General features: G+C 71.6%; 19 protein-coding genes and 1 tRNA gene. 6 read left to right on the top strand and 14 right to left on the bottom strand.

What is annotated here, in order from left to right:
* Positions 1-167: 167 nt before the first annotated feature.
* Complete coding sequence (locus AC1DQF_RS10075) at positions 168-620, bottom strand: DUF4870 domain-containing protein (RefSeq protein ID WP_477525093.1); 453 nt, start codon at positions 618-620, stop codon at positions 168-170.
* 179 nt (positions 621-799) lie between these two features.
* Here AC1DQF_RS10075 and AC1DQF_RS10070 point away from each other — a divergent pair, with 179 nt between their 5' ends.
* The 3 genes from AC1DQF_RS10070 (at position 800) to AC1DQF_RS10060 (ending at position 3,553) form a co-directional block, all read left to right on the top strand.
* Complete coding sequence (locus tag AC1DQF_RS10070; protein ID WP_477525092.1) at positions 800-1,330, top strand: ArsR/SmtB family transcription factor; 531 nt, start codon at positions 800-802, stop codon at positions 1,328-1,330.
* The gene (locus tag AC1DQF_RS10065; RefSeq protein WP_477525091.1) at positions 1,327-2,583 is read left to right on the top strand and encodes an MFS transporter; all 1,257 of its coding nucleotides are present in this window, start codon (positions 1,327-1,329) and stop codon (positions 2,581-2,583) included. The genes AC1DQF_RS10070 and AC1DQF_RS10065 overlap by 4 nt, the downstream gene beginning before the upstream one ends.
* 208 nt (positions 2,584-2,791) lie before the next feature.
* On the top strand, positions 2,792-3,553 hold the full coding sequence (locus AC1DQF_RS10060) for an SDR family NAD(P)-dependent oxidoreductase (protein ID WP_477525090.1): 762 nt from the start codon (positions 2,792-2,794) through the stop codon (positions 3,551-3,553).
* A 16-nt stretch (positions 3,554-3,569) separates the two neighbouring features.
* Here AC1DQF_RS10060 and AC1DQF_RS10055 read toward each other — a convergent pair whose 3' ends face one another.
* The 7 genes from AC1DQF_RS10055 to AC1DQF_RS10025 form a co-directional block, all read right to left on the bottom strand.
* Positions 3,570-4,391, bottom strand: a complete 822-nt coding sequence (locus AC1DQF_RS10055) for an MIP/aquaporin family protein (RefSeq protein WP_477525089.1) — start codon at positions 4,389-4,391, stop codon at positions 3,570-3,572.
* Positions 4,392-4,547: 156 nt separating this feature from the next.
* A tRNA-Ala gene (locus AC1DQF_RS10050) sits at positions 4,548-4,620 on the bottom strand.
* A gap of 60 nt (positions 4,621-4,680) precedes the next feature.
* Positions 4,681-5,325: a histidine phosphatase family protein gene (locus AC1DQF_RS10045; protein ID WP_477525088.1), complete on the bottom strand. Its 645-nt coding sequence runs from the start codon at positions 5,323-5,325 to the stop codon at positions 4,681-4,683.
* The gene (gene rsfS, locus AC1DQF_RS10040; protein WP_477525087.1) at positions 5,322-5,780 is read right to left on the bottom strand and encodes a ribosome silencing factor; all 459 of its coding nucleotides are present in this window, start codon (positions 5,778-5,780) and stop codon (positions 5,322-5,324) included. The genes AC1DQF_RS10045 and rsfS overlap by 4 nt, the downstream gene beginning before the upstream one ends.
* Complete coding sequence (nadD, locus tag AC1DQF_RS10035) at positions 5,777-6,403, bottom strand: nicotinate-nucleotide adenylyltransferase (RefSeq protein WP_477525086.1); 627 nt, start codon at positions 6,401-6,403, stop codon at positions 5,777-5,779. Before nadD ends, rsfS begins: the two co-directional genes overlap by 4 nt.
* Complete coding sequence (locus tag AC1DQF_RS10030; RefSeq protein WP_477525085.1) at positions 6,403-6,552, bottom strand: hypothetical protein; 150 nt, start codon at positions 6,550-6,552, stop codon at positions 6,403-6,405. The genes nadD and AC1DQF_RS10030 overlap by 1 nt, the downstream gene beginning before the upstream one ends.
* A gap of 88 nt (positions 6,553-6,640) precedes the next feature.
* Positions 6,641-7,921 (bottom strand): glutamate-5-semialdehyde dehydrogenase, encoded by a 1,281-nt coding sequence (locus AC1DQF_RS10025; RefSeq protein WP_477525084.1) that lies wholly within the window; start codon positions 7,919-7,921, stop codon positions 6,641-6,643.
* A gap of 74 nt (positions 7,922-7,995) precedes the next feature.
* Here AC1DQF_RS10025 and AC1DQF_RS10020 point away from each other — a divergent pair, with 74 nt between their 5' ends.
* A complete protein-coding gene (locus AC1DQF_RS10020; RefSeq protein ID WP_477525083.1) occupies positions 7,996-9,555 on the top strand; it encodes a hypothetical protein in 1,560 nt (519 codons plus the stop codon).
* 64 nt (positions 9,556-9,619) lie between these two features.
* On the opposite strand, the gene AC1DQF_RS10015 is transcribed toward AC1DQF_RS10020, so the two are convergent.
* The 4 genes from AC1DQF_RS10015 to AC1DQF_RS10000 all read right to left on the bottom strand — a co-directional run bounded on the left by AC1DQF_RS10015 (position 9,620) and on the right by AC1DQF_RS10000 (position 12,795).
* Positions 9,620-10,582 (bottom strand): electron transfer flavoprotein subunit alpha/FixB family protein, encoded by a 963-nt coding sequence (locus tag AC1DQF_RS10015; protein WP_477525082.1) that lies wholly within the window; start codon positions 10,580-10,582, stop codon positions 9,620-9,622.
* Between the two features lie 27 nt (positions 10,583-10,609).
* Positions 10,610-11,401: an electron transfer flavoprotein subunit beta/FixA family protein gene (locus AC1DQF_RS10010; RefSeq protein WP_477525081.1), complete on the bottom strand. Its 792-nt coding sequence runs from the start codon at positions 11,399-11,401 to the stop codon at positions 10,610-10,612.
* 165 nt (positions 11,402-11,566) lie between these two features.
* The gene (locus tag AC1DQF_RS10005; protein WP_477525080.1) at positions 11,567-11,926 is read right to left on the bottom strand and encodes a hypothetical protein; all 360 of its coding nucleotides are present in this window, start codon (positions 11,924-11,926) and stop codon (positions 11,567-11,569) included.
* A gap of 77 nt (positions 11,927-12,003) precedes the next feature.
* Complete coding sequence (locus AC1DQF_RS10000; RefSeq protein WP_477525079.1) at positions 12,004-12,795, bottom strand: enoyl-CoA hydratase/isomerase family protein; 792 nt, start codon at positions 12,793-12,795, stop codon at positions 12,004-12,006.
* Between the two features lie 71 nt (positions 12,796-12,866).
* Between AC1DQF_RS10000 and glgX the strand changes: the two genes are divergently transcribed.
* Positions 12,867-15,032, top strand: coding sequence for a glycogen debranching protein GlgX (glgX, locus tag AC1DQF_RS09995; protein WP_477525078.1), 2,166 nt, complete (start codon positions 12,867-12,869; stop codon positions 15,030-15,032).
* A complete protein-coding gene (locus tag AC1DQF_RS09990; RefSeq protein WP_477525077.1) occupies positions 15,029-15,715 on the top strand; it encodes an ion channel in 687 nt (228 codons plus the stop codon). Before glgX ends, AC1DQF_RS09990 begins: the two co-directional genes overlap by 4 nt.
* 299 nt (positions 15,716-16,014) lie before the next feature.
* Here AC1DQF_RS09990 and AC1DQF_RS09985 read toward each other — a convergent pair whose 3' ends face one another.
* Positions 16,015-16,920, bottom strand: coding sequence for a helix-turn-helix transcriptional regulator (locus AC1DQF_RS09985; RefSeq protein ID WP_477525076.1), 906 nt, complete (start codon positions 16,918-16,920; stop codon positions 16,015-16,017).
* Between the two features lie 70 nt (positions 16,921-16,990).
* A complete protein-coding gene (gene glgP, locus AC1DQF_RS09980; protein WP_477525075.1) occupies positions 16,991-19,603 on the bottom strand; it encodes an alpha-glucan family phosphorylase in 2,613 nt (870 codons plus the stop codon).
* Between the last annotated feature and the right edge of the window lie 15 nt (positions 19,604-19,618).

Genomic DNA, 19,618 nt, shown 5'->3' with positions numbered 1-19,618 from the left:
GGTCCGGGCATGAAAAAACCCCTCGCAGGGAGGGGTGGCCGCGCGACTCGTGGAGTCAGCGCGGCTGGCCAAGGAGCAGGGACTGCGTGCACATGTCGTCCATGCTACCGCCGTACGTCGACCGGCGGCGACCCGGTTGTCGGGCCGCCGCCGGTCGTGGGCACGGTTCAGCGCACGAATCGCGGCGTCATCGGCGGGTCCCACCACTGACCGTTGTTGGCCTTGATCGCCCCGATCAGGTGCACCACGAACGCGAACACGAGCGCGAGGAAGTAGGTCACGAAGCCGACGAGCACGAACATCAGCGGGATCGAGATCAGCAGGACGATCCCGGTGACGATCTGCACGTTGAGCGAGTTGGCTGCGTGCTGGCGCACGAACGGCCCGCGGTCCTTGTACATCAGGTAGATCACCAGGGACCCCACGAAGCCGAGCGTGCCCGCGGAGAGCACCATCGCGACGAGCGGCACGCCGTGGGCGGCGGCACCGAGGGTCCTCTCCTGGGCGGGCGAGATCGACGTCTGCGGGGCGCTGTAGTCCGCCGGGGGCTGGTAGGCCGGCGGTTCGTACGCCGGCCGCTCGCCGTACGGGTTGGACGGGTCCAGCGGTGACTGGCTCATGGTGACCTCCTGTGGTCTGTGTCCTCCACTCAACCACGCGGTGGGGCGGAAACCATCCCGGCTCAGGGGTGGTTCAGGGTCGGCTCAGGGGTCGGCACGGGTAGACCCCCCAAGAACTCCTTGACAGTGGGCCCGGACGTGGGTGACGATCACTCCCCAACGACTGCTGGAGGGTTCTCGTGGACGCCACGGACAAGACGGCCATCTCGGCCCTGCGCTCGGTGGCGCACCCGGTGCGCCTGCGCATCCTCTCGATGCTGACCGCCCAGCCGATGAGCGCCGCCGAGGTGGCCCGTGAGCTCGATCTCACGCACGCCAACGCGTCGTACCACCTGCGCGTGCTGCACGACGCCGGCGAGCTCGTGGTCGAGAGCGAGGAGAAGATCCGCGGCGGGACCGCGAAGCGCTACCGGTACGTCGTGGGCGGCGACCCCGCGCGCCCCTCGGGACCACCGACCGTCGAGGACGAGATCGCCTGGCAGCACGCGACCCACTCCGAGATCGTGCGGCGGCTGGGCCAGCGCGTGCGGGGGCCGGGCAGCTCCTCGGACATCGAGACCTGGGTGACCCCGGAGACCTGGCGCGAGGCGATCGACATGGTGTCGGCCGCGATGACCCTCCTGCACGACCGGGCACGACCGCCCGGTACCGAGGGCACCGTCCACGTCAGCGCCTCGTCGCAGGCCTTCATGATGGGAGACCGGTCATGAGCTGGGCCGACGCGATCCAGCCCCTGCGGCAGCGCAACTTCGCGTGGTACTTCGCCTCGCGCTTCGTCAACACGCTCGGCACCATGATGGCGACCATTGCGTTGACCTTCGCGGTGCTGGACATCACCGACTCGGCCGCCGCCCTCGGCCAGGTGCTGGCCGCCCACACGATCCCGATGATCCTGCTGCTCCTGTGGGGCGGGGTCATCTCCGACCGGTTCCCGCGCACGCTGGTGCTCCAGTTCTCCAACGTCGCATCGGCGCTGACCCAGGGCGTGATCGCCTTCCTGGTGCTGTCCGGCCAGGCGGAGCTGTGGATGCTGATCTCGCTCTCGGCCGTCCACGGTGCGGTCTCGGCCATCTCCATGCCGGCGATGGCCAGCGTGATGCCCCAGCTGGTGCCGCGCGAGCAGCTCCAGCCGGCCAACGCACTGGTGGCCCTGACCCGCAACGGCCTCACCGTCATCGGCCCGACCGTCGGCGCCCTGCTCGTGGTCACCGCCGGCTCCGGCTGGGCCCTGGCCGTCGACGCCGTCACCTGGCTCCTGTCGGCGCTCCTCCTCGTCCCCGTGAAGATCCCGGCCCCTCCGCCCCGCGCCGAGCAGACCAGCACCCTCACCGAGCTCCGCGAGGGCTGGACGTTCTTCCGGGCGACCACCTGGCTGTGGGTCGTCGTGCTCGGCTTCGGCTTCCTCAACGCCATCCACACCGGCGCGATCTTCACGCTCGGACCCGTCGTCGCCGAGGACACGATCGGGCGCCAGGCGTGGGGCTACGTGCTGTCGGCCGAGGCGCTGGGCCTGCTCGCCATGACCGTGGTCATGCTGCGCGTGCCGCTCCAGCGCCCCCTCCTGTGGGGCATGGTCGGGTGCTCGGCGATGTCGGTCCCGATGTTGATGCTCGGGCTCGACCCGCACCTGGTCGCCCTGGTGGTGGCCGCCTTCATCGGCGGCGCCGGGATCGAGGTCTTCGGCATCGGCTGGAACCTCGCCATGCAGGAGAACATCGAGGAGCGCATGCTCTCGCGCGCCTTCTCCTACGACATGCTGGGCTCGTTCATCGCCATGCCCGTCGGCCAGCTCCTCTGGGGGCCGCTGGGGGTCGCGTTCGGGAACTCCCGGGTCCTGGTCGTCTCGGGCATCGCGTACGCCGCGATCTGCCTGCTCGTCCTGTGCTCGCGATCGGTGCGGGACCTCCCCCGGCGTACGAGCGACGTCGAGGTCGTGGCGCCGGCTGGTACGACGACGTCGTAGCAGGAGTGGCTGGGCCACATTGCGTCCGGCCCTGCCGGCCGCGGGGGCGGTGAGTCAGCCACATTCCTGCGACCTGGCACGTGGCTGGCTCACCGCCTCCCCGGCGAGTCCCGGCGACCCGCCGTACGAGCGGTGACTCAGCCACCATGCTGCGACCGGGAATGTGGCTGGCTCACCGCCCCGCAGCCGGCTGGCTAGAGTCGCGGCCATGACGACTCCCGAGATGTTCCGGCTCGACGACAAGGTCGCCATCGTGACCGGCGCCTCCAGCGGCCTGGGCGTGGCGTTCGCGCAGGGCCTGGCCGAGGCCGGCGCCGACCTGGTGCTCGGCGCCCGCCGTGCCGACCGGCTCGAGGAGACCGCCCAGCTGGTGCGCGACGCCGGCCGACGCGTCCTCACCGTGCAGACCGACGTCGCCGACCCGGCACAGTGCCAGGCACTCGTCGACGCCGCGATGGCGGAGTTCGGCCGCGTCGACGTGTTGGTCAACAACGCCGGCGCGGGCACCGCGGTGCCTGCCACCCGCGAGACGCCCGAGCAGTTCCGCTCGGTCATCGACGTCAACCTCAACGGCTGCTACTGGATGGCCCAGGCCTGCGGCCGGGTCATGCAGCCGGGGTCCTCGATCGTCAACATCTCCTCGGTCCTCGGCATCACCACCGGCGGCCTGCCGCAGGCGGCGTACTCCGCGTCCAAGGCCGGCCTCAACGGCCTCACCCGCGACCTCGCACAGCAGTGGACCGAGCGCAAGGGCATCCGGGTCAACTCGGTCGCGCCGGGCTTCTTCACCTCCGAGATGACCGACACCTACCCGGACGGCTACCTCGACCTCGCGATGCAGCGGGTGCCCGCCCGTCGCAAGGGCGACCCGGCCGAGCTCGCGGCCACGGTGGTCTTCCTCGCCTCCCCCGCCGCCGGCTACATCACCGGCCAGACGCTGCCCGTCGACGGCGGCATGACGATCGCCTGAGAGGCCGGGGCCTGGCTCAGATCCCCGTCGGGTCCTGGTCGAGGATGCCCTGCGCGGCATCGGCGCCGCTCGCTGTCGGCCTCCCCTTGAGCAGGTACTCGAACCCGACGGCGACCAGCGCACCGGCGATCGGCCCCACGACGTAGATCCAGTAGTTGCTCAGGTCCCCCGCGATCAGCTCGGGCGCGAACGAGCGGACCGGGTTCATCGACGCGCCGGTCACCGGTGCCGCCCAGACGGACACCAGCCCGATGTAGCCGCCCACGGCCAGCGCACCGTTGAAGCCGATGTTCCGGGCGCCCGACGCGGTCCCCAGGATCACGCTGACCAGACCCAGCGTCAGCACGCCCTCGGTCAGCGCCGCCACCGTCAGGCTCACGTCCTTGGTCGGCTCGGTGGCGCCGTTGATGATCCCGCCGTACATCGCCTCCAGGAACCATGCCGCCAGGACCGCCCCCACCAGCTGCGCGACCAGGTAGCCCGGCACCCGCCGCCAGGGGAAGTTGCCGCGCACGGCGAAGGCCAGCGTCACCGCCGGGTTGAGGTGGGCTCCGGAGATGGTGCCCATGAAGAAGATGATCGCCATCACCATGACGCCGGGCGCGAGGGCCTTCATGGCGAGCGTGAGGTCGCCGCCGTACGCCGTCGCCCCGACCACCCCGCCGCCGGCGGCGACGAGCACCAGCAGGAAGGTCCCCCAGGCCTCGCTGAAGAGGCGGCGGAACTCTCGCCGGGGATCGTCGAACTCGACCTCGAGCCGGTGCGCTCGGGCGCTGTGGCGGCTGAGCCAGGCGAGGGCCGGCTCACCGCTGTCGAGGTGCGGCTGCATGTGGGTCATGGTGGCCTGCCTTCCCGCGGGACACGTCCGTTTCTACGGGCCCCGGCGGGCGCCGGGTAGGGTCCTTCGGCCCTGCGCCCATGCTCGTCACAAAGATGGCGTCACGGGAAATGACATCAGGCCGGGCCCTCGCGGGTCCGGCCTGATCTGTGTCGGTGGAGGTGAGGGGACTCGAACCCCTGACCCTCTGCATGCCATGCAGATGCGCTACCAGCTGCGCCACACCCCCAACGGGTGCGTCCTCCGGAGCGGGCTCCTTCGGACAACTCGCAGAATATTAGCCAACCGACTACCGCGGTGCGAAATCGGGGGTCCGGTTCCACGCCACGAGGCGCAGGGACGCCCCGGGACCAGCGTCGTCGAGCACCGTGTGGCCGCAGTTGTCCATGCCCCGCAACGTGCGGGCAGCGGCCGGCTCCCAGCCGAGCAGCGCGACCGTGGCGACGCGCAGGGCGGCGCCGTGGCCCACCACGCAGGCCGTGCCGCCGGGCGCGACGGCGGCGAGCGCCTCACGCAGGGCAGGCAGGATGCGCGCCAGGACGTCGGCGGCCGTCTCCGCGCCGGGGACCGCGTCGGCGTGCTCGAAGGAGCCACCGGCCGCGGTCCAGCGCGCGTGCTCGGCGGGGTACGCCGCCGCGAACTCGGGGATCGTCAGGCCGGCCCGCTCCCCCACGTCGTACTCCCGCAGGCGCGCATCGTGCCGGACCCCGAGCCCGGTGGCCTCGGCGACCGCCGCCGCCGTGGCCGCGGCGCGGGCGAGGTCGGAGCTCCACAGGACCTCCGGGCGCAGTGCGGCGATGGCAGGGGCCACCGCCGCCGCCTGGGCGCGGCCGACGTCGTCCAGGCCGACGTCGAGGTGTCCCTGGGCGCGACCCTCCGCGTTCCAGGCGGTCTGCCCGTGGCGCAGGAGGACCAGGGTCCGCGGAGCCCTCACTCCTCGTCGGGGGTGGCGGCGTCGCTCTCGTCGGGCGCGTCGGTGGCGTCGGTCGTGCCCGCGTGGGCCGCCCCGGGCACCTCGGCGACCAGCGGGGTGGTGACGTCGACCGAGATCACCGGGCAGTCGCGCCACAGCCGCTCGAGGGCGTAGAACTGACGCTCCTCCTCGTGCTGCACGTGCACGACGATCTCGCCGTAGTCCAGCAGCACCCAGCGTCCCTCGCGGTGGCCCTCGCGGCGGATCGGCTTGGCGCCGTGCTCGCGGAGCTTGTCCTCGACCTCGTCGACGATGGCCTTGACCTGGCGTTCGTTGGTCGCCGAGGCGAGCACGAAGGCGTCGGTGATGGCGAGCTGCTCGCTCACGTCGAAGGCGATCACCTGCTGGGCGAGCTTGTCGGCGGCCGCGGCAGCGGCGACCTGGACGAGCTCGATGGCGTGGTCGGTGGCAGTCATACGGGCTCCTTGTCGGGAGAGGCTCCCGCAGTGGTGGTGTAGAGGTCGTGCTTGGCGATGTACTGCACGACACCGTCGGGCACGAGGTACCAGACGGGTTCGCCGCGACGCCTGCGCGCGCGGCAGTCGGTCGAGGAGATCGCCAGGGCCGGGATCTCGACCATGGTGACCTTGTCGGAGGGGATCTTGTCGAGCGTGGCCGGGACCATGTCGTAGCCCGGCCGGGTGCAGCCGACGAACTGGGCGAGGGCGAAGAGCTCGTCGACGTCGCGCCAGGTGAAGATGTCGGCCAGCGCGTCGGCGCCGGTGATGAAGTAGAGGTCCGCGTCCGGCATCTCGGCGCGCAGGTCGCGCAGCGTATCGATGGTGTACGTCGGCCCGGTGCGGTCGATGTCGACGCGCGAGACGTTGAAGCGCGGGTTGGACGCCGTGGCGATGACCGTCATCAGGTAGCGGTCCTCGGCCGGCGACACCTCACGGTCGGCCTTCTGCCAGGGGGCGCCCGTCGGCACGAACACGACCTCGTCGAGGTCGAACCAGGCCTGGACCTCGGACGCCGCGACGAGGTGGCCGTGGTGGATGGGGTCGAAGGTGCCACCCATCACGCCCACACGACGGGGCATCAGCTGTGCTCGCGCCCGCCGCCGAATGCGACCAGGGCCACCATCAGGCCGAGGAGGATCGTCAACGCGATGCCACCCACGAGGTAGGGGTGGATGGTGGGCGCGTCCTGGGACTCGGCGGCCAGGATCGTCAGGGCGTTCAGCGACATGGCGCGATCCTATCGCCCACGGAGCGCGGGACGTGCCTCGGCGCCCACCCCCTGCGGCACCGCCGCCGGCGCCGCGCGTGGCGTCTCGTCAGCGCACGTGTCCGTCGCCGACGACGACGTACTTGGTGGACGTCATCTCGGGCAGCCCCATCGGGCCGCGGGCGTGCAGCTTCTGGGTGCTGATGCCGATCTCGGCGCCGAAGCCGAACTCGCCGCCGTCGGTGAACCTGGTGGAGGCGTTGACGAGCACCGCGGCCGAGTCGACGGCGGCCACGAAGCGCCGGATCGTCCCCTGGTCGCGGGCCACGATCGCCTCGGAGTGGCCCGAGGAGAAGCGCCGGATGTGCTCGATGGCCCCTTCCACGTCGGCCACCACGGCGGCGGAGATGTCGGAGGAGAGGTACTCGGTGGCGTGGTCCTCGTCGGTCGCGGGGACCACGTCGTCGTACTCTGCGAACGCCTCGTCGCCGTGGATGGTGACGTCGTGGGCGCGCAGGGCGTCGATGACCGCGGGCAGGAAGTCGTCGGCGACGTCCTCGTGCACGAGCAGCGACTCGGCGGCGTTGCAGACGCTGGTGCGCTGGGTCTTGGCGTTGACCACGATCGCGAGCGCCTGGTCGAGGTCGGCCGAGGCGTCGACGTACACGTGGCAGTTGCCGACCCCGGTCTCGATGACCGGCACCGTGGACTCCTCCACGACGCTGCGGATCAGGCCCGCTCCCCCGCGCGGGATCAGCACGTCGACCAGCCCACGAGCACGCATGAGCGCCTTGACCGAGTCGTGGCTGTCCCCGGGCACCAGCTGGACGACGTCCGCGGGCAGGCCGGCGGCGACGACGGCACCGCGCAGCGCCTCGACGATGGCGGCGTTGCTGGAGCGCGCGCTCGAGGACCCGCGCAGCAGGACGGCGTTGCCGGACTTGAGGCAGATGCCGGCGGCGTCGGCGGTGACGTTGGGCCGGGCCTCGTAGATCATCCCGACGACGCCGAAGGGAACCCGCAGCTGACGCAGCTCCAGCCCGTTGGCGAGCGTCGAGCCCCGGACCACCTCGCCCACAGGGTCGGCCAGCCCGGCGACGTCGCGCAGTCCCGAGGCCATCGCCGCGAGCCGGTCGTCGGTGAGGCGCAGCCGGTCGATGATGTGGGCGGGAGTGCCCGCCTGCTCGGCGCGCGCGACGTCCTCCGCGTTGGCGGCCAGAACCGTCGGTGCCTGCTGCAGCAGCGCGTCGGCCATCGCGTGCAGGGCCGCGTCCTTGGCGGCGCGGGTGGCCAGGGCGAGGTCGTGGCTGGCGGTCCGGGCGCGGGTGGCGACCTCGCGGACCCCGGCCTCGTGGTCGGCCCGGTCGTGCGTGGGGACGTCGGTGCTCATGCCTCGAGCGTAGGTCGACCGGCTCCCGCTCGTGACGCCGTCTCAGCCGCGGGAGCGGGGTTAGGGTCCCGTGCATGACGGGGACCCGGGGACGACTCCTGCCCAGGCTGGTCGGGGGCGGCATCGCCGTCGCCCTGCTCGCCAGCACGCTGACCGCGGCACGTGCCGAGGAGGCGCCGGCGCCGGCGGTGGCCGACCTGCCGACCCGGACGACCCGCGGGGTCGTGGTCGACCTCGCGGACGGGGACCGGTTCGAGGTGAGCGTGGCGGGCAACCTGCGCTCGGTGCGGGGACGCCGGTACGACGCGACCACCGGCACCTGGAGCGAGCGCACGGTGCTGCTGAGGCGCAGGCACCTCTTCTGCGGCGACGTCGACGCCCGCGCGGCCGGCACCTCGGTCGCCGTGATCGCCGAGTGCGACCGCTTCGGCTACGCCGAGGACCAGGCCCCCACCCACTCCCAGGCGCTGTGGTCCGACGACCTGGTCTCCTGGCGGGTCCACCGACTCGAGGGCGAGGCCTACGAGGAGCCGGGCATCTCCCCCGACGGCCGGTCCGCCGTCTGGTCGCAGTACCAGGGCTACCTCACCCTGACCCCCGCCGAGGGCTTCGTGGCCCGGACGATCTCGCTGCCCGGCCAGGAGTACACGGAGACCGCCACGATCGCCGACGACGGCCGCGTGTCGATCATGTACGGCGCCGGCGACCGCTCCGGGTCGGGCTGCCGGCTGGCGGTGGCCACCCGCCTCGGCGACGACGACCCCGTCCGGCAGGAGCTCGACGTGAGCAACGCCTGCGGCGACGTGGACCTCGTCAACGTCGACGCGCTCACGGTCCTCTTCGGCGACGCGAGCTCGCCGGCGTACGTCGCGACGATCACCCGGCCCGACCAGGCCTCGCCCTGGACGGTCACGGCGGTCGCACCGGCGGAGGCTCCCGGCCTGGTGACTCGCCGCGGTCGCGCCGGGACGACGTTCGTGGACTCCCCCGGTCTGCCGCTGGTCGCCCTGTCCTCGGTTGACCGCAGCACCATCGACGTGCAGGACTACGACCCCCTCGCCCAGCGGTGGGGACCGCTGCGGACGCTGACCACCCTTCCCGGGCCGTGCCACTGGGAGAACGCTTTCTCCTCGGAGCCGTTCGGCGTGCTCGTCGCGCAGGTGACCTGTGACGGTCGCAGGAAGGTCCTGGTGTCCACCGACGGGTCCACCTGGACCGTGGCCGCCATCGCCCGGCACCCGCTCGGCGTCTCGGCGGACCGGCGCTGGGTCTCCTCCAGCACCCGGCGCTCGACCAGCATCTTCTCCCGGGARCTCGGCCGGGTCGTGCTCCCGGCCGGGGCCACCCGCCGCTGCGACGCCGTGCTCCCGTCCGGTCCGGACTCGGCCGTCCGACTGACCACGCCTCGCAGCTCCGGCTGGCCCAGCGTGCTGCAGGAGTCCACGACATCGGGCTGGCGTCGTACGGACACCGCCGTCCCGCGCGCCAGGGCCCGCAGGGACACGTGCCGGCGTGTGCAGGCCGACCTCTACGAGACGGTGCCCGCCTACAGCTTCTCCGGCCGCCTGCGCGGCACCACGCTCTCGGTCGTCCCCCGCGGCGACGGCTGGAAGGTCCGCCCGACCCGCTACTGAGGTCGGGACGCGCGAACGCCCCCGACCGTGGCGGTCGGGGGCGTTCGTCGTACGACGGGCGGGCTCAGCCCTTGCGCTGGGTGACCTTCTCGGTCGCGGCCGGCAGGACCGTGTGGAGGTCGCCCACCACACCGAAGTCCACGAGCTCGAAGATCGGGGCCTCCTCGTCCTTGTTGACCGCCACGATCGTCTTCGAGGTCTGCATCCCGGCCCGGTGCTGGATCGCGCCCGAGATCCCGTTCGCGACGTAGAGCTGCGGCGACACCGTCTTGCCGGTCTGGCCGACCTGGAACGCGTGCGGCATCCAACCCGAGTCGACCGCGGCACGCGAGGCACCCACCGCCGCCCCGAGGGAGTCCGCGAACGCCTCGATCGGCGCGAAGTCACCACCCGTGCCCCGACCACCCGAGACCACGATCGCGGCCTCGGTCAGCTCCGGACGACCGGTCGACTTCCGCGGCTGCGAGGCGATGATCTGCGCCGACTTCGCACCATCAGAGATGCTCGGCGCGAACGCCTCCACCGTCGCGGCACCCGCGGCCTCCTCCGGCGCAGCGGAGTTCGGCTTGACCGTGATGATCGGCGTCCCGGTGGTGACCTTCGCGGTGACGGTGTAGTTGCCCGCGAACACGCTCTGCGTCGTGACCGGGCCGCCATCGCCGGACTGGACGTCGACGGCGTCGGTGATCAGGCCGGAGCCGATCTTGATCGCCAGCCGGGCACCGATCTCCTTGCCCTCGAACGTCGAGGGGATCAGCACCGCGGCCGGTGAGGACTTCTCGACCAGCTGCTGCAGCGCCTCGGCCTTCGGGGCCACCAGGTAGCCCTTGAGCTCGGCGTCGTCGACGACGTAGACCTTCTCCGCGCCGTACGCCTTGACCTTCTCGGCCACCGCGTCGCCCTGCGCCGAGGCGCCGAAGAACACCGCGGACGGCTCCCCGAGACGACGGGCGATGGTGAGCAGCTCGTACGTCGGCTTCTTGACCTCGCCGTCGGCGTGGTCGATGACAACCAGGACTTCACTCATGATCTGCGTCTCCCTCTTCCCGGGCGCTCAGATGAACTTCTTGGAGGCGAGGAACTCGGTCAGCGCCGCGGCACCCGACCCGTCCTCGTCCTTGACGATCTCGCCGGCCGTGCGCGGCGGGCGGGCGGTCGTGTCCTCGACCTGCGTCCAGGCCACCGACAGCCCGACCTGGTCGGCCTCGACCCCGATGTCGGCCAGCGACAGCGTCTCCAGCGGCTTCTTCTTCGCCGCCATGATGCCCTTGAACGACGGGTAACGCGCCTCACCCGACTGGTCGGTCACCGAGAGCACCAGCGGCATCGTCGCGCCGATGACCTCCGTCGAGCCCTCGTTGTCACGCTTGATGCGGACCTGGTCGCCCTGGGACTCGATCACCGACGCCAGCGTCACCTGCGGCAGGCCCAGGCGCTCGGCCAGCATCGCGGGGATGACGCTGCCCGACGCATCGGTCGACGCCATCCCGCAGACCACCAGGTCAGGCACGCCGATCTTCTCGATCGCCTTGGCCAGCACCAGCGACGTCGCGGCGTAGTCCGAGCCCGCGATCGCCTCGTCCATGACGTGGACCGCCTTGTCCACGCCCATCTGCAACGCCTTGCGGGCCGCGTCGACCGCCTTCTCCGGACCCACGCACAGCGCGGTCACGGTGACGTCCTCGCCCTCGCGCTTCTCCTTGAGCTGGAGCGCCTGCTCCACGGCGTACTCGTCGAGCTCGGACAACAGACCGTCCACGCCGACCCGGTCAACGGTGTAGTCCTCCTCGAAGTGCCGGTCGGCAGTYGAGTCGGGCACGTACTTCACACAGACGACAATGTTCATGGTGTGTGGCCTTTGCGGCCCCTCCTGAGCTGGTGACCCGTCGGGCAGCAGCCCGTCGGATCCGAGGATGGTGTGGTGGCGAGGTTACAAGTCAGTAACCCCACCACGGAACAGCATCCGCGGTGGGGTTACTCACAGTGACGCTGTCAGCGTCGCTCGCCGGGTTCAGGGACGGATGATCCGGTCCAGGACACGGCCGATGATGAGCCACACGATCGCGGCGAGCCCCCAGTTGACCAGGGCGTTCTTGGTGGCGGCGTTGGCCCCGTCGAACTTCAGGATCCCGTCGCGACGGTCGAAGACACCGAGGTCCACGGCGCTCGCCGCGTCCTTGATGAAGACGACGAGCGCGTTGTCGGTGTTGGCCTTGAGCGCCACCAGGAGGGCACCGAGTGCGCACGCCAGCGCGCACAACGCGCACACCAGCCAGACCAGCTGGGCGATCCGCGCGCGAGCGGCGGCGGCCGCTGAGGCGGTGCTCCTCTTCCTCGACTTCTCGGTGGTGGTGGTGTCGTCCTTGGCCACAGTGGTGTCCTTCCGGGATCCTGGGTCGTGGGGTCGTGAGCGGGTGGTCGCCGGCGGCCTGCCGGCGTGCGCGGGGGCTACCGTCCCACGAAGGCAGCCTTGCCCGGCCCCTGCTCAACGAACGACTGCATGCCGATGGCACGGTCCTCGGTCGCGAAGAGTGCCGCGAACTGCTGGCGCTCGATCTCCAGGCCTGTCTCGAGGTCCACCTCGATGCCCCGGTCGATCGACTCCTTGGCCGCCCGTACGGCGTACGCGGCCGCCGTGCTGAACTGGCCCGCCCACGCGACCGCGGAGGCGTACACCTCGGCGGCCGGGACGACCCGGTCGACCAGCCCGATGGCCAGCGCCTCGTCGGCCCTGACGAAGCGGCCCGAGAAGATCAGGTCCTTGGCCCGGCTGGGACCCACGAGCCGGGTCAGCCTCTGGGTGCCGCCGGCGCCGGGGATGATGCCGAGGAGGACCTCGGGCTGACCCAGCGTGGCGTCGTCCGCCGCGATCCGGATGTCGGCGCACAGCGCCAGCTCGCAGCCCCCACCCAGGGCGTAGCCGTTGACCGCGGCGACGACCGGCTTGGGGATCCGCGCGACCGCCGAGAACGCGGACTGCAGCCCGCCGGAGCGCTTGACCATGTCGGTGTAGGACATGTCGGCCATCTCCTTGACGTCCGCGCCCGCGGCGAAGACGCGCTCGCCGCCCCACACCACCACGGCCCGGACGTCGTCGCGCTCGGTCGCCTCCAGCGCCGCCGACCGGATCTCCTCCTGCATCTGGACGTCCAGGGCGTTCATCTTGGGGCGGTCCAGGCGGATCGTGGCCACTCCGTCGGCCACCTCGAGCCGGACGAACTCACGCGTCGCGTCGGTCATGTCACTCCTTGGTGCGCACTCAGTGCGGTCGGTTGACGGGTTCGGGCATTCAATCAGGGACAATGCCGGGCGTGACACCGGGAATGTGGGAGCACCAGGGCGAGACGACCGAGGTGTGGCCCGGCCGCAACTGGCCGCTGGGCGCGACGTGGGCAGCTGAGTCGACCAACTTCGCGGTCTACGCGCCGCTGGCCCGCACCGTCTGGCTGTGCCTCTACGACGACCGCGACACCGAGCGGCGCATCGAGCTCACCGAGCAGTCGCTCGGCATCTGGCACTGCGCGGTGCCCGACCTGCGGCCCGGCAGCCGCTACGGCTACCGCGTCGACGGCGACTGGGACCCCGAGCGCGGCCTGCGCTTCAACCCGGCCAAGCTGCTGCTCGACCCCTACGCCACCGCGGTCGCCGGCGACCTGACCGTGGATCCCGCCATCTACGGCTACCGGGTGGACCACCCCGAGCTGCGCAGCGACCTCGACTCCGCGCCGTACCTGCCCCGGAGCGTCGTCGTGGACCCGGCCTTCGACTGGGAGGGCGACGACGCGCCGATGCGTCGACGCTGGCGCGACACGGTGATCTACGAGCTGCACGTGAAGGGCATGACCGCCCTGCACGACCGCGTCCCCGAGCACCTGCGCGGGACGTACGCCGGGCTGGCGACGCCTGCGGTCACCGACTACCTCCACGACCTCGGCGTGACGGCGGTCGAGCTGCTGCCGGTGCACCAGTTCTTCAGCGAGCCCGCGCTCGCCGAGCGGGGGCTGGTCAACTACTGGGGCTACAACTCCCTCGGCTTCTTCGCCCCCCACAACGCCTACTCCTCGTCGGGTGATCGTGGCCAGCAGGTCCGCGAGTTCAAGGAGATGGTGAAGGCCTTCCACCGTGCCGGCATCGAGGTCATCCTCGACGTCGTCTACAACCACACGGCCGAGGCGGGACCGGAGGGGCCGACGCTGAGCTTCCGTGGTCTCGACGACCTCGGCTACTACCAGCGCGTCGTCGACCCCGACCCGCTCGCCGAGCCGGAGCCRGACACCTACTGGGACGTCACCGGCTGCGGCAACACCGTGGACGCCAGTCGCACCCAGAGCCTGCGGATGATCCTGGACTCGCTGCGCTACTGGGTGGGCGAGATGCACGTCGACGGCTTCCGCTTCGACCTGCTGAGCGCCCTGACGCGCACGGGCCAGGAGGTGGACCTCGGCAGCCACCTGATGACCGCGATCGGGCAGGACCCGGTCCTGCGGCACGTCAAGCTCATCGCCGAGCCCTGGGACGCCTCCATGGACGGTTACCGCGTCGGGGAGTACCCGCCGCCGTGGGTGGAGTGGAACGACCAGTACCGCGACACCGTCCGCGACTTCTGGCGCCGCCACACGTCCGGCGTCCGGACGGTGGCCACGAGGCTCGCCGGATCCAGCGACCTGTACGCCGACGACGGGCGCTCGCCGTACGCCTCGGTCAACTTCGTCACCGCCCACGACGGCTTCACCCTGCGCGACCTGGTGTCCTACGAGCACAAGCACAACGAGGCCAACGGCGAGCACAACCGCGACGGCACCGACAACAACCGGTCCTGGAACTGCGGGGTCGAGGGCGAGACGGACGACCCGACGGTCCTCGCGCTGCGACGTCGGCAGGCCGCCAACCTGATGGTGACGCTGTGCCTGTCCAACGGCGTCCCGATGCTGACCGCCGGCGACGAGCGCGGCCGCACCCAGGGTGGCAACAACAACGCCTACGGCCAGGACAACGAGACCTCGTGGATCGACTGGCGCCCCGACGACGCCTGGCTCGACGTCTACGAGATCACCAAGACCGCGCTGCGCCTGCGCCGCGACCACCCGGCGCTGCGGCAGCGGCACTGGTTCGAGGGGCGCCCGGCGATCAAGGGCGGTCCCAAGGACCTGGCCTGGATGCACCCCGACGGGCGCGAGATGACCTCGTCGGACTGGCACGACGACGGCCTGCACACGGTGGGGATGTTCGTCTCGGGAGATCCGCTCCGCTCCCCCGGCCCCCGCGGCGAGCAGCTGCGGGACTCCTCGTTCGTGATCTGGCTCAACGCCTCCTCCCAGGACGTCGAGGTACGTCTCCCGGAGAACGCCTGGGTCCACAAGGGCGAGGTGGTGGTGTCCACCTGCCCCGACAACCCGATCGGCACGCCGGTCTCCTCCGGCGGCACGCTGGTGCAGCAGGCCCGCTCGGTCGTGGTGCTCCGGGAGGTCAGGGGATGAACGTGCGCACGATCCCGGTGCTGCGCCACCCCTGTGCCGACCTGCTGATCGTGCAGCTCCTGGGGATCGTGATCTACCCGTTCCTGGGCGACCAGCCGCTGGGCCGGGCGCTGTTCTCCATCTTCGCCCTGCTGGTGCTGGCGATCGCGGTCTTCGCCGTGCGGATGACCCCGGCCCTGAGCTGGATCTCGGCGGGGCTCGGTCTGCCGGTCGTGGTGCTCACCCTCTGGGAGGCGGTGTCGCCGGGGGTCGAGTCGGTCGTGCTCTGGTCGTCGGTCTTCCACGCGGCGTTCTACTTCTACACCGCCTACGCGCTGCTGCGGTACATGTTCGACGACCACGTCGTCACCACCGACGAGCTCTACGCCACCGGCGCGACGTTCACCGTGGTGGCCTGGGGCTTCGCCTACGTCTACCTCGCCGTCGAGATCGTCCTTCCGGACTCGTTCACGGTCATCGGCGACCCGCTGGATGCCACGGCATGGTTCGAGATGCTCTACCTGTCCGTGACCACCATGACCAGCCTGGGGCTCTCCGACATCGTCCCGATCCGCCCGCACGCCCGCTCCTTCGTGATGCTCGAGCAGATCGCGGGGATGCTCTACCTGGCCCTGGCCGTGGCGCGGATCATGGCGCTCACCGTCGCCCGGACCGCCTCGCGCGACGAGCGCCGGAGCGACTGATCCTGGGCTGCTCGAACGGTCGCTGAGCTCGCGGACCGACGCCGGGGTGGCGGTGAGCCAGCCACCCTCACTCGACGGGGAAGGTGGCTGAGCCACCGCTCCCGGACGCGCCGCGGAGGACCCGCCCGCGTGGCGGTGAGCCAGCCACCCTCACTCGACGGGGAAGGTGGCTGAGCCACCGCTCCCGGACGCGCCGCGGAGGACCCGCCCGCGTGGCGGTGAGCCAGCCACCCTCACTCGACGGGGAAGGTGGCTGAGCTACCGCTCCCGGACGCAACGAGCGCCGGAGCGATTGAGGCTCAGGCGAGGGCGGCGACCCACTCGATCGGGTCCCCGGCGTCGAGGTCGGTGATGCCCGCCGTCTCGAAGGCGCCGAGGACGACGACGCGTCGTACGGCGGCGAAGGTGAGCACGTGGGCGACCATCCCGCCGTAGGTGAAGACGCGGGGCGGCTCGCACGTGACGTCGACGAAGGTGTCGTCGAGCCGGCCCTCCTCGATCGTCTGGCGCAGCTGGGCCAGGAATGCGGGCCCCTCCTCGGCCAGCTCGCGGCGCAGGGTCCCGAGCGACTTGCCGCGCTCGTCCCAGTTGTATCGGCGTTGCGAGGAGGCGGCGTTCCACTGGGCGAGCTGGCCGACGAGCCGCCCGAGCACGGAGCGGATCGTCATGTCGTCGTCGATGGTCCCGATCGGGATCTCGATCGAGGCGTCGAGCTGGGCGTCGGTCAGGCGGGCGGCCCGGTCCAGCATCTCGCCGGTGAGCCACAGGTGGTGCTCGATCATGCGCGTCATCAGGTCCATCGGGGTCACCTTCGAGGTCGTCGGCAGCCGCAGCGTGCCGGGCGGGTGGAAGTGCACCCGGCTCGGCGCAGGCAGCTGCGTGCGAGTCGGGTGCTGACGCCAGTGGGTCGGGGCCACGCCGTACTCACGCCGGAAGGCGCGGGTGAACCCCTCGTGCGAGTCGAAGCCCGCCTCGATCGCGATGTCGGTGACCTGCCGGCCGGTGACCGCCAGCTGGTACGCCGCCCGCTCGAGCAGGAGGCGTCGCCGCATCCGTCCGGGCGGCTCGCCCCCGGTGGAGGAGACGATCCGGTCGAGGTGGAACCGCGACAGGTGCATCCGTCGCGCCCGCTCCTCGCCGGTCAGGTCGAGCGTCTCGGCCAGCACGGCGAGGAACGAGGCGAACGTGTCGGTCGCTGTCGTCATGGCCCCACCCTGCCCGTGCGGTGCTGCCGGCGCTTGACCGTCCTTGTGCAGCCCGGTGGGCAGTATCCCGTCAGCCGGGCGCGGAGACCAGCCCCAGCTCGGCGACCGAGGCCAGCGACTCGTTGCGCGGCAGGACCCGCACCGTGTAGCCGAACGGGCCCGAGCGGTCGAGGCGCACGGAGGCGTCGAAGCGGTGCCGGTTGCCCTCGTAGGACTCCGACACGTGCATCGGCGTGGCCACCTGGTCGAGCAGGTCGTCGTCGGCGCCGGGACGGCCGTGGACGACCTGCACCTCGACGTCGTCGGCCGACAGGTCGCCCAGCGCGACGTAGGCCCGGACGGCCAGCGTGGCGCCGACCTCGGCCGCGTCGCCGACCCCGTCGGACTCCACGTGCTCGACCCGGACCGAGCCCCACGCGCCGCGCACGTGCTGCTTCCACTGCGCGAGCTCGCGGGCGCCGGTGTAGTCGGAGTTGAGGGCGCGGGAGGTGTGGGCCGCCGGGGCGTACAGCTCGCGGACGTAGTCACGCACCTGGCGGGTGGCGAGCACCTTGGGGCCGAGGGACTTCAGGGTGTGGYGCACCATCTCGAGCCAGCGCGTGGGCACGCCCTGCTCGTCGACGTCGTAGAAGCGCGGGGCGACCTCGTTCTCGATCAGGTCGTAGAGCGCGGTGGCCTCGAGGTCGTCACGACGGTCGGGGTCGTCGACACCGTCGGCCGACGGGATCGCCCAGCCGTTGTTGCCGTCGTACCACTCGTCCCACCAGCCGTCGAGGATCGACAGGTTGAGACCGCCGTTGAGCGCGGCCTTCATGCCGGAGGTGCCGCACGCCTCGTAGGGGCGCAGCGGGTTGTTGAGCCACACGTCGCAGCCGGGGTAGAGCGGCTGCGCCATCGCGATGTCGTAGTTGGGCAGGAAGACGATGCGGTGCCGGACCTCGGGGTCGTCGGCGAAGCGGACCATCTCCTGGATGAGCTTCTTGCCGCCGTCGTCGGCGGGGTGGGACTTGCCGGCGATGACCAGCTGCACCGGGCGCTCGGGGTCGAGCAGCAGCCGCTTGAGGCGCGCGGGGTCGCGCAGCATCAGGGTGAGTCGCTTGTACGACGGCACGCGGCGCGCGAACCCGATCGTCAGCACGTCGGGGTCCAGGGCCGTCTCGATCCAGCCGAGCTCGGCCGGGGCCAGCCCCCGCTTGGCCGACGACTTGGCCAGCCGCACGCGGGCGTCGTCGACGAGGCGACCGCGCAGGGTGCGCTTGAGGTCCCACAGGCGCTTGCCGTCGATGCGGTCCACCAGCGGCCACAGGGCGTCGGTGTCGTCACTGTCGACGTCGGCGCCGAGCTCGGCGGCGAGCTCGAAGACCTCGCGGGCGATCCAGGTGGGGCCGTGGACGCCATTGGTGACCGACCCGATCGGGACCTCGGCCTCGTCGAAGGCCGGCCACAGTCCGTTGAACATGCCACGCGACACGTGGCCGTGCAGCCGGGAGACGCCATTGGCGCGCTGGGCGAGGCGGAAGCCCATGACGGCCATGTTGAAGACCGCGGCGTCGCCGCTGTCGTAGTCCTCCGCGCCGAGCGCCAGCACCCGGTCCGCGGGCACTCCGGGCGTCGGGGACGCCTCGCCGCCGAAGTACTGGTGGACCAGCTCGCGCGGGAAGCGGTCGATGCCCGCGGGCACCGGGGTGTGGGTGGTGAAGACCGTGCCGGCGCGGGAGACCTCGAGCGCGGTGTCGAAGTCGAGGCCGGGGCCGCCCTCTCCGACGGTGAGCTCGCGGATCCGCTCGATGCCGAGGAAGCCCGCGTGGCCCTCGTTGGTGTGGAAGACCTCGGGCGCCGGGGCGCCGGTGATGCGGGAGTAGACGCGCAGCGCGCGCACGCCACCCACACCGAGGAGCAGCTCCTGGCGCAGGCGGTGCTCCGAGTTGCCGCCGTACAGGCGGTCGGTGACGTCGCGGTAGTGCTGCGGGTTCTCCTCGATGTCGGAGTCGAGCAGCAGCAGCGGGACGCGACCGACGTGTGCGACGAAGACGCGCGCCAGCAGCGGCTGGCCGCCGGGCAGGTCGATCGACACGATCGCCCGGGTGCCGTCGGTCTCGCGCAGCAGCGTCAGCGGCAGCTCGTCGGGATCGAGGACCGGGTAGGTCTCCTGCTGCCAGCCCTCACGGGACAGCGACTGCTTGAAGTAGCCGTGCCGGTAGAACAGGCCGACACCGACGACCGGGATGCCGAGGTCGGAGGAGGCCTTGAGGTGGTCGCCGGCGAGGATGCCCAGACCACCGGAGTACTGCGGCAGGACGGCGGTGATGCCGTACTCCGGCGAGAAGTAGGCGACCGCACGGGGGGCTTCGCCCTCCGGGTGCCCCCCGACAGCCCCCTCGGGGTACTTGCGCTGGTACCAGCGGTCGCCGTTGAGGTAGCGGTCGAGCGACTCGGTGGCCACCCGCAGCCGCTCGAGGAAGGCGGGGTCGCCGGCCAGCTCGTCGAGGCGGTCGCGGCCCACGGCGCCGAGCAGGCGCACCGGGTCGTGGTTGACGCCGGCCCACAGCTTCTCGTCGATCGCCCGGAAGACGTCCTGCGTCTCCGGGTGCCACGACCAGCGCAGGTTGCCGGCCAGGGTGGCCAGGCCGGCCAGCGGCTCKGGCAGGACAGGACGGACGGTGAATCGTCGGATCGCTCGCACGGACCCGACCGTAGG

Source organism: Nocardioides sp. P4_G4, assembly GCF_056401085.1.
The sequence above is the reverse complement of the archived record's forward strand: the minus strand, read 5'-3'. Positions and strand labels throughout refer to the sequence as shown.

What these genes read in the sequence shown, in the direction of transcription:
- AC1DQF_RS10065 (WP_477525091.1), top strand. Translation starts at nt 1,327, where the DNA reads ATGAGCTGGGCCGACGCGATCCAGCCCCTGCGGCAGCGCAACTTCGCG.
- AC1DQF_RS10075 (WP_477525093.1), bottom strand. Translation starts at nt 620, where the DNA reads ATGAGCCAGTCACCGCTGGACCCGTCCAACCCGTACGGCGAGCGGCCG.
- rsfS (WP_477525087.1), bottom strand. Translation starts at nt 5,780, where the DNA reads ATGACTGCCACCGACCACGCCATCGAGCTCGTCCAGGTCGCCGCTGCC.
- AC1DQF_RS10000 (WP_477525079.1), bottom strand. Translation starts at nt 12,795, where the DNA reads ATGACCGACGCGACGCGTGAGTTCGTCCGGCTCGAGGTGGCCGACGGA.
- AC1DQF_RS09990 (WP_477525077.1), top strand. Translation starts at nt 15,029, where the DNA reads ATGAACGTGCGCACGATCCCGGTGCTGCGCCACCCCTGTGCCGACCTG.
- AC1DQF_RS09985 (WP_477525076.1), bottom strand. Translation starts at nt 16,920, where the DNA reads ATGACGACAGCGACCGACACGTTCGCCTCGTTCCTCGCCGTGCTGGCC.
- AC1DQF_RS10060 (WP_477525090.1), top strand. Translation starts at nt 2,792, where the DNA reads ATGACGACTCCCGAGATGTTCCGGCTCGACGACAAGGTCGCCATCGTG.
- nadD (WP_477525086.1), bottom strand. Translation starts at nt 6,403, where the DNA reads ATGCCCCGTCGTGTGGGCGTGATGGGTGGCACCTTCGACCCCATCCAC.
- AC1DQF_RS10030 (WP_477525085.1), bottom strand. Translation starts at nt 6,552, where the DNA reads ATGTCGCTGAACGCCCTGACGATCCTGGCCGCCGAGTCCCAGGACGCG.
- AC1DQF_RS10055 (WP_477525089.1), bottom strand. Translation starts at nt 4,391, where the DNA reads ATGACCCACATGCAGCCGCACCTCGACAGCGGTGAGCCGGCCCTCGCC.
- AC1DQF_RS10025 (WP_477525084.1), bottom strand. Translation starts at nt 7,921, where the DNA reads ATGAGCACCGACGTCCCCACGCACGACCGGGCCGACCACGAGGCCGGG.
- AC1DQF_RS10015 (WP_477525082.1), bottom strand. Translation starts at nt 10,582, where the DNA reads ATGAGTGAAGTCCTGGTTGTCATCGACCACGCCGACGGCGAGGTCAAG.